The following is a 7933-nucleotide window of genomic DNA, read 5'->3' on the forward strand; positions in this document are numbered from 1 at the left end:
ATTGAAATTTTTTATTAAATTTACACTCACAACTTCAGTTTAATCACTGAATAGCAAATCCTTCCGGTCTGATAGCATCGTCCAAATCAACCCCCATCAGGTTAGCCCCCTGGATGTTTGCATTTGTGAGATTTGTATTTTCCAAGTCTGCGTTCTGTAGGTTAGCCATTTGCAGATTTGCTCCCAACAGGTTGGCTTTTTCTAGGTCTGCATCAAATAGGTTTGCTCCTAACAGGTTTGCTCCCAAAAGGTTTACCTTACCTAAATCTGCTCCTTGAAAGTTTGCCCCTTGTAAGTTTGTTTGCTGTAGGTTAGCTCTTTCTAAGTCTGCATTTTGTAAGTTAGCACCCTCCAAGTTTGCCGCTTGCAGGTTTGCATCCTTAAGCATTGCTCCAGTTAGGTTACATCCGACACATTCATTGGTTTGTAATAAATGTCTGACATTTGTTGCTACAGACACTACTGGCGATACAACTGGAGGTATGACTGGGGAAGTTACAGATTGCATTGGCGATGTAACCGGAGGTATAACTGGGGAAGTTACAGACTCCATTGGCGGTGTAACCGGAGATATGACTGGAGCTAGTTCAGACTCAGCAGGTATGGATGTTGTTAGTGTTTGAGCTTTAACTGCTTGCTGGTCAAGGAGCGAAAATCCTGCTACAAGTACCAGAAATACTGCTGTTACGATCCACCGAGTTAATTTTTTAGAATTTGATTGATTCATGAGTTCCTTCCTATCGTTATTCGTAGTAGTGGGTTTGCTTTTATAAGAGCCATCAATAATGTGCTTTATTCTCACTTTAGATAAATTGATTGATAACATCAAATATTATTTTGATTCCAATTGATAAATTCAAGTGATTAAAAAATCTTTTTGGATTGGAAACGATCAGGTGATTGTTTGGTTATGTCAGGGAATAGCACCCATCTGCGATCGCATTTCCAGGTAACAAGTTTTCAATTCGGGTGTAATGCCTAATTAGAAAGCATTGCCAGACTAGGTAACAGTCGATATGATTCACTTTTAATTAAGATAGAGAGTCCCAGGTAAATTAAGACAAATGGGAAGACTTTTCGGCCGAAGCGGGTTAAAACGGGAGTCATCAGAGGATTACGAGTCAGGTTGTAAGAAAGGAAACACCATACCCCAATACTGAAATAACAAACACACAAAATCACACTCAAACTTGGAAGATTGCTACTAGCAAACAACGGTACATAGATCCCAATGTTGTTTCCTCCATTAGCAACGGTGACAGCAGAAACGCGGTAGGTTTGAGGATCGCGGATGGTTGCTAATAATGATTTATTCTGGCGTTCAGATTTGACAGGAGAGGTTAACTCAACTGACACAGCTTGCACTGTCTCTCCTTCCTCTTCTCGACTGATGAAATTACTGATACCAATGGCGATGGGAAGCAAACCTAGTAATCCAATCCAGGTGCTAGGAATCAGAAGACCACCGAAGAAGCCAGGAAGACTAGCACATACTAAGGTAGTAAATCCCAGAAATTCACCGATAATAATATGCTTAGGACGAAAGGTGCGATTGACTTTTCCGAAAAAAGCTGTCAAATATAAATTGTCGTCAAAGGTAGTTGCAAAAGCGACAGAGATTCCAATAAATAATGTACTAATTAGCCAAGTCATAATTGTTGCTCACGATAATTCAATGCTGTTTGTTCTAGTCCTTCTCTGCTCTTGGCTGTGAGGGCAGATAAGGAGATTTTGTGACTGTTTTACCTAACGACAACCGATTGAGGTTCGCTAGTTATCAGCCAGTTCCTCATTTTTTAGAGGCGATTGCCTCTAATCAAATTGGTGATTTTTTTCTCAGCAAGGTACCTTGGGAGCTCATGAAGTCAATATTATGGCTTGCAACCAAATAAGAGCAAATACTCTTGTTTTTTAAAACGATAAATAAAGGTGATTGATAAACAGTCTATTTTATAGGTGTTGCTTTAGCGGGGCTTGAATAAGAGGCAAGGGGGCAGGGGGCAGGGGGGACAAGGGAGACAAGGGAGACAAGGGGGACAAGGGAGACAAGGGGGACAAGGGAGATAAGGGAGAGACTTAATTTTAATAATTCCCCCTCATTCCCCATACTTCGACTGCGCTCAGTACAAGTTCCCCATTCCCCCTGCCTCTTCTTATTGGAGACAGGCTAAAGTTTGAGATATTCTTGGCGGCTAGCGTTCAACATCGGTTAATATGACTAATCGCGCTCTGGCTTCAGGTTTAAAATTTACAGTAATGTTTTATGTTTAATTTGTAATTATGCTAACCAGTGTTGACCGTTTATTATTTGTCCGGCGAGTCCCGATTTTTAAGGAATTGCGGGATGATTTTATTGTGCGGCTCACTTCAGTGATGAACGAACTTTCATTTCCAGCTAATTACACTATCTTTCGCCAAGGAGAAGAAGGGCGATCGCTTTATATTGTCGTGTCAGGCCGGGTTAAAGTTCACATCGGCAATAAACTGCTTGCAGAGGTGGAGCAGGGAAAATACTTTGGTGAGATGGCAGTATTTGATACTCAACCTCGTTCTGCCACTGCAACGACTTTGGAACCTTGCGAATTTTTGGAACTGACTCAAGAGCAACTGTATGATGCGATCGAAGAAACTCCTGAAATTGCGGTGAATATCATTCGTGAGTTATCCCGTCTGATTCGCAAGTTGAATGACGATATGAATCTATCGAACTCACGTTGAATTAAACCTAAAACCTCCTACCACAGTCAATTCACTCCGTCGAACTCATGTTAAATAGGCTTAAAATCCTTACTAATGACCAATACTTCGGCTTCGCTCAGTACAAGTGACAAATGACAGCCTTAGCTAGTTAGCTTTAATTGCGCCGACCTACTTATAAGTTCTACATTCTTTAAGAAACTGTTCGGGAATTTCTCTACTTTCTCCCCAATGCAAATGCACATAAGAAGCATGAACATTTGCGGGGAAACCCCATCCTTCGCATCCCATATTTTCGTCACAATCGTAGCGAGAAGTTTCAAATAGGGGCTGAGTGGGAATTAAGGTTAAATGGGAACGATGAAATTCATGCCCGTAGACAGTTGTATTTGCCTTAACTAAGAGATTATCTTGCAAAGCTACAGCACGACGATAGCCCAAAGTTAAACGCCCACCCATGACAGCAGATGTCGGTAAAACTCCCGTCATCGACCAGGATTTACCCTCAAAATCGATAATTTGCTCACATAAATACATTAATCCTCCGCATTCAGCGATCGCAGGCATTCCTTTGATAATTGCTGTTTTCACTGCATCACGAACGCTGGTATTTTCTGCTAGTTGCTGGGCAAAAACTTCTGGGAAACCTCCGCCAAAATACATTCCCTGCACATTATTTGGTATGTCAGCATCTTCTAAAGGACTCCAGAAAACCAGTTCTGCGCCAAGTTGTTGCAGCAAATCGAGATTGTCTTGGTAATAAAAATTAAAAGCGCGATCGCGGGCAACTGCAATTCTGATGGAGGAGGGGGGATGAGGGGGATGAGGGGGATGAGGGAGAGGTTGTGATTTTAGCAGGGGTAATAAGTTTTGCCAATCGAAACAGGTATCTCCTAAATCGGCGAGGCGATCAATTAAAGCGTTGAGTTCGGGAAGTTCTGCTGTGGGTACTAAACCCAAATGGCGATCGGGAATTGTGATGTTATCTTGACGACGCAGCACGCCGAGAATAGTTAATTGTAGGGGTTCTAGGGAATCTTTGAGGAGAGAGAGGTGGCGATCGCTTCCCACGCGATTTAATACTACCCCAGCTATTTTAATTCGGGGGTCAAAAGATTGGTAGCCGTGAGCGATCGCAGCTACAGAACCAGATAAGCGACTACAATCAATTACCAACACCACAGGTAAATCTAAAAGCCGTGCAATGTGTGCCGTACTTGCAAAATCAGTAATTTGTCCTTTGTCATTAGTCATTTGTCCTTTGTCATTTGCAGAAGACAAATGACTAATGACCAATGACGAAATTCCATCAAATAACCCCATTACCCCTTCCACTAGGGCATATTCACTCACTTGACTATGATGGGCAAAACATTGCTGAACGTAGGTTTCTGAAGTCAACACTGGGTCTAAGTTGCGACAAGGACGACCAGTTACGTGTTGATGAAACATCGGATCGATGTAGTCTGGGCCTACCTTGAAAGATTGCACCAAGCGATCGCGACGACGTAAAGATGCTAAAAGGGTAAGCGTGACTGTTGTCTTGCCCACCCCACTACGTTCTCCAGCAATGATTATAGACATGGATAATTGTTGATTAAGTAAGTTGGCGCGAAAAAAACCAAGTATATTACGAAACGTAAATAGGCTTAAAACCTTTACTAATGACAAAGGACAAAGGACAAATGACAGCCTTAGCCAGTTAGCTTTAATTGCGCCGATCTACTTAAGCAGTTAATTGCTGAGGTTTGACACGACATAAGGCGAGTTAATTGCTGAGGCTTGGTTAGAACTAACCAGTGCTTGGTAGATAAAAGCTGCTACCTGGGCGCGAGTAGCGGTTGCGGTTGGATTCAGGGACTTTACATTTGGATAGTTCACCACAATTTGCTTTTCAGTTGCAGCTGCGATCGGGCTACGGGCATAGCTAGCGATGTTAGAGGCATCGTTGAAATATTTCAGAGTGTTTTCGGTATTGCCACCAGAAGTATATCCCAGACCGTTGGCGAGGGAAACCAAAACCTGCTGGCGGGGAATAGCCTGGTTAGGCTGAAAACGATTACCGGGATATCCAGATAAAAAACCAATGGTATAAGCTTGCTGGATAGCACTTGATGCCCAATAGTTGCTAGGCACGTCAACAAAATTGATCGCCTGCCTCTGCTGTGCTTTTTGGAAAGCTTTGTTGACCATAGCGGCAAATTGAGCGCGTGTCACCGGTTCTTCAGGGCGGAAGCTACCATCAGGAAATCCTGCAATTACCCCTCGCTGTGACAATTGTTGAATAAATTGTGCTGCCCAATAGTTAGATGAAACATCAGAAAAAGCAATTTGAGCTAAAGATAACGGGGCGCATCCCACTTGAATAGGTTTCCCTTGCAAACTATAAGTTACTGACTCACAAACAAAACCTGCGGAGTTAGACTCTACATAAATCTGTGTTGGTGGATTTTGTTTATCTAGCCGCGATTTCCATTCATCAGATATTTTTTCGATAGTAGGATACTTTTTTAAAACCTGTGAGTCTGCAACAATATCGTGAGTTCCCTTAACACTTACATTGGAGCTATTCAGATATATATTATAATTATAAACAACGTTTTTATTTTTATTATTACTATTAACAGGTTTACCAGGGAAAGCATAGAGAATATTGTTTAAAATCCTGACATCAGATGATACATTAGCAAATATTTGCCCATCTTTAATTTCAGGACTTTGATTATTTAAAACAGCAGTGTTATTTACAATATCAACATGATCGCTTAAAAATGTATGAATACCCGAACCACCATTATTAAATGTAAGATTGTTTTTAACTAAAGTGCGTCCTTGATATGCACCTAGTTTTGAGTTATTCTGATCGTTTCTTGTAGTATCGATAATAATACCATTACCATCTGTGATCTTTCCAACTGCAATCCAAGGGATATACATACGATTGTTGTAAGTCTTGTTGTTGGTAACAAACATCTTGTATCCCTGGTTTTTGTCAGAATTCCAATTATTCAACATTGAAATACCACTAGCACCATAAACACCATACCAGGCATTATTGAAAACTACGTTATTATCTACTGTCACATAGTCTGATTGAATCGCTGAAATACCTGCTCCTCCACAGTCATGCACTTTATTGTTCAGAATACGGATATGATGAACATGACCACTGGTTCGTCCGTCAACGCTGATGCAGTTTCCATTCGTGAGTGGGTTTAGTTTGTTAGTCTTTTGACTCATCGCATAATCAAGAGTTATATTGGCATTGTTCCCTATAACCTCCAGCCCGTTAATCTCGATATATGACGCTTCACTTGAAATCAGAATACCGTTCCATGTATTGTGTTGAATTTTTGGGAAATGTCCAGGATATGCTTTATACCTAATCCATGCATTTGCAGTTCCAGAACGTTTAATATTTACTACACTCAAAGCTTTGGCTACATTTTTGTAGACTCCGTTCATAATCAATACTGTATCACCAGGGTTGGTGAGGTCTGCTGCTTTCTGAATTGTCCTAAATGCGGATGAAGTAGAAAGTCCGCTATTGTTGTCGTTTCCATTACCACTAACATAGTATTTTTTCGGTGTTGAATTCGCGCTAATTAGCTCGTGGCTAGATAGGCTAATTTCGTTGTTATTAGATACCTGACTGGCGTTTTCAACTAAAGATCCTTTTATCTTTTCTCCCTGACTCAAAATAATTAACACCACGGGAATTGCAAAAGATGTGCTTAAAATGAAACCTTTACTTACCATCACAAATGCCCCTTTATACCACTACTTGACAAAAAGTATCAGGATATTACGTAATTTTGAATACTCTTTTAGATAGATAATAAAATAGAGCCGACTTTCCTCGCTCTCTCCATAGCATAATTCAATAAGTATTCTAATAAATATCGATGGTGATGAAGACGATATAGAGGTATAATAGTTGCTATTAAATAGAATTTTTTAGGTTATAAAAATGAAGGCGATCGCACACTCTAGTTAAAGTGGCGATCGCCTATCAGGGTTGATTAAAGTCACGACTTGAATAGAGTTAAATCTAGTAGCGCGATTGTGGTACTAAATTCAAATTAGAATTCAGTGTGAGCTTTAAATCTTGTGCGGGTCTGATGACAAACGCATCTATTTGTTTCTTCCGTAACAGAACACTCGCACCCGCACCCGCAGCCGCACCAATAACAGGTTTTAAATCATCAATTCTGTTGTTGCCAGTAATTAGTGAACCTAAAAGACCAGCACCTCCACCAATCGCTGCGTCAGTTAAAACCTGACCTGTGCTAGGCCCCTGTGAAACCTTTTGAATTGTGGTGTATGTCCGAGAACTTGCATTAATCGACTGACGCTGACCATTAGAAAATTCTAATTCTTGAGCGACAAACCGCACGCCTTTTCCTTGGTTATTATCTGTATTTCTTGAATAATTATCTAAGTCAACAGATTCTAGCCGTCCATTTACTTTAGTTCCAGCAGGAATTAAGACATTTCTATTTCTGTCGATAATGTCGTTCGCTATTTTCAAGGTTATAGACTTACTTTCCCCAGGAGCAATAGTAATTGTCTCTTTATCGTAAGTGACAGGCAAAGCAACCCCAGAAGGAATAGTAACGTTTCCATATTGACTATTATTTCTGTTTTGCGCAATTTTGTATTGTGCATTAGCAGGAGCCAAGCTTAATAGGGGGCTAGTGACGCTTGCGGTAACGGCTATTGCCATAAATGCAGCAGTTCCAGATTTCCATTGATATAGGCGAGTCATAAGAGAGTTGTCCTTTGTGTATGTGATGTATTTAATGACGGTGATTTACTGAGTTTGTTTCTGACTGTTTTTGAACCTGTCTATAAGCGTATTCCGAAGATAAAAGTACTTATTATTGTGGGAGTCTGTGCGATCGCGATCGCACCTCAGAATTTGTATCCTGCTAATGTGCGTTGCTCAAATCAGAGGCAAGACATTTATGCGACGCAAAAGAGGATCATTTTGTTCCTAAATGTTGTTTTATTACTTATGTCCACATATCTAAGCCTTTGAATAGAGGCGATGGGCTAACTGCGAACTCTTACTTCTATTCTAAATTGATTTGCTAGGACTTGGGAAATATTTTCGTTTTCTTAACGAATGATTTCTCTGTGGGACTGAAAGATCAATTATCTGCTATGTGTGTATTTAAGCTTACGGGGGGACAAAAAGGGCTAGAATGCAGATAGAATAAGCCTCATTGCCCTT

The 7933-nt window shown here is 40.7% G+C and carries 5 protein-coding genes and 1 pseudogene; 1 reads left to right on the forward strand and 5 read right to left on the reverse strand.

All coding sequences use genetic code 11. The features are described 5' to 3' along the window. Positions 1 to 43: 43 nt before the first annotated feature. On the reverse strand, positions 44 to 727 hold the full coding sequence (locus HWQ36_RS29570) for a pentapeptide repeat-containing protein (protein WP_292709485.1): 684 nt from the start codon (positions 725 to 727) through the stop codon (positions 44 to 46). Positions 728 to 978: 251 nt separating this feature from the next. After that, a complete protein-coding gene (locus HWQ36_RS29575; RefSeq protein ID WP_292709487.1) occupies positions 979 to 1653 on the reverse strand; it encodes a cadmium resistance transporter in 675 nt (224 codons plus the stop codon). Between the two features lie 627 nt (positions 1654 to 2280). Between HWQ36_RS29575 and HWQ36_RS29580 the strand changes: the two genes are divergently transcribed. Then, positions 2281 to 2718 carry a cyclic nucleotide-binding domain-containing protein gene (locus HWQ36_RS29580; RefSeq protein WP_292709489.1) on the forward strand — a complete coding sequence of 146 codons (438 nt, stop codon included), beginning with the start codon at positions 2281 to 2283 and terminating at the stop codon, positions 2716 to 2718. Positions 2719 to 2868: 150 nt separating this feature from the next. Here the strand turns inward: HWQ36_RS29580 and HWQ36_RS29585 are convergent, their stop codons facing one another. The 3 genes and pseudogenes from HWQ36_RS29585 to HWQ36_RS29595 form a co-directional block, all read right to left on the reverse strand. Further along, on the reverse strand, positions 2869 to 4281 hold the full coding sequence (locus HWQ36_RS29585; RefSeq protein WP_292709491.1) for a cobyrinate a,c-diamide synthase: 1413 nt from the start codon (positions 4279 to 4281) through the stop codon (positions 2869 to 2871). A 165-nt stretch (positions 4282 to 4446) separates the two neighbouring features. Beyond that, a pseudogene (locus tag HWQ36_RS29590) lies at positions 4447 to 5079 on the reverse strand (S-layer homology domain-containing protein); the annotation flags it as partial. 1669 nt (positions 5080 to 6748) lie between these two features. Beyond that, on the reverse strand, positions 6749 to 7465 hold the full coding sequence (locus HWQ36_RS29595; RefSeq protein WP_292709493.1) for a conjugal transfer protein TrbI: 717 nt from the start codon (positions 7463 to 7465) through the stop codon (positions 6749 to 6751). Between the last annotated feature and the right edge of the window lie 468 nt (positions 7466 to 7933).

Source organism: Nostoc sp. NMS2 (assembly GCF_017115105.1).
Lineage (GTDB): Bacteria > Cyanobacteriota > Cyanobacteriia > Cyanobacteriales > Nostocaceae > Nostoc.